The organism is Desulfurivibrio dismutans, from assembly GCF_029210385.1.
Lineage (GTDB): Bacteria > Desulfobacterota > Desulfobulbia > Desulfobulbales > Desulfurivibrionaceae > Desulfurivibrio > Desulfurivibrio dismutans.
In genome coordinates, this window is record NZ_JARGDQ010000027.1 from 1 (window position 1) to 816 (window position 816).

The 816-nt window shown below is 55.4% G+C and carries 1 protein-coding gene; it reads right to left on the reverse strand.

Features of this window, described 5'->3' with window-relative positions:
- Positions 1–325 precede the first annotated feature (325 nt).
- Complete coding sequence (locus P0N66_RS12760) at positions 326–529, reverse strand: hypothetical protein (protein WP_275806023.1); 204 nt, start codon at positions 527–529, stop codon at positions 326–328.
- Positions 530–816: the final 287 nt, after the last annotated feature.

Below are 816 nucleotides of genomic sequence, written 5' to 3' on the forward strand. Positions count from 1 at the left end.
AGGATCAATGGGGTCAGAGTCATTGATCTTCTGCTAGCAGTGGTTATCATGCTGCCAGCACTCAGTGGATCAATGGGGTCAGAGTCATTGATCTTCTGCTAGCAGTGGTTATCATGCTGCCAGCACTCAGCACTCAGCACTCAGCACTCAGCACTCAGCACTTAGCACTCAAGTAGACGCCTCATGCCCCGCCTTTGTTTTCCCGGTTGCCCCAGCATGTGATCCAGCTACCATGACCGGGCGGCGGTTTAGCACCCCTGGGGCGGGGAGGCGATAGGAAATCGGCGGCGTTCAGGGAGGGACGAAGTCAGGGGTGGCTGACCTTTTATCCAAGCAAGGTTTTCGCCAACTCGTGGTAACGGTCTTTGATAGCGGTTAAAAAGTCCTGGCTGGTTACCGGCAGGGTGTCCAGCAGTTCCAGAGGGAAGGAGCGCAGGCGGAAATTAAGCTCTTCCGGGTCCAGCGGGCACTTTTGTGCCGCCGGTGAGGTAGAATCCTGTCTCCACGCCGGCGACGACAGCCAGTACACGATCCTGCCGGATGTACTGTTCAGGGTAGGTTATTTTTCCCATTGCAGTTCGGGGACCAAGTCGTAGCGATCGGTGAGATTGGCGGCGACAATGCGCACGCGGCGTTTGTTGCCGGCTGCCTTCAAATAGCGTTGCAGTAGCGGGTCGAGTATTTCCGGCGGAAAAAGGATCTGCAGGGTAAATTGGGGTCAGACTCCAATTTAGAAACTAGAGCGGGGAAGTGGCCACATGGGCTGCTTCCCCGCTTTTTGCTGGTTTGCGGAAGAAGTTCAGGTTAAAACAGGTT